General features: G+C 53.1%; 1 pseudogene. It reads left to right on the top strand.

The features are described 5' to 3' along the window. Positions 1-392: pseudogene (locus EOC94_RS33845) on the top strand (hypothetical protein); the annotation flags it as partial.

Here is a 392-nt window from a genome sequence, read left to right on the forward strand (position 1 = left end):
CAATTACCGTGATCACCTCGATAAAGTCACCTCGGATGTGCATTTGGCTTTGGCTGGAATGCGAGCAGAAAACCATTTAGCTATTTTGAAACAGATGGTTGCTTGGGTCCGGGAACATCCCAAGGAAGCGGAGGAACAGACTGGATTCGAAGGTGGCCGCGCTGATTTCCTTGATGGACTCGACGATCTTTTTTACAAGGAGGAAGACAGCGTCCCGATGCTTGCCCGCGCAGTGGGTTGGATAGCCTCCTGGCCTGAACTGGAGATTGTCGACGATGCCGAATGCCAGGAGGCCACTCTTGACATTGTGATGGCCAACTCCAGGCGCGAACCTCGATTGCGCCATCGTTCGGTGTTCCATCTGAAAGCAGTGATGACGAGCCGACTTGAAG

This window comes from Mesorhizobium sp. M6A.T.Ce.TU.016.01.1.1, from assembly GCF_003997065.1.
Classification (GTDB): Bacteria; Pseudomonadota; Alphaproteobacteria; order Rhizobiales; family Rhizobiaceae; genus Mesorhizobium; species Mesorhizobium mediterraneum.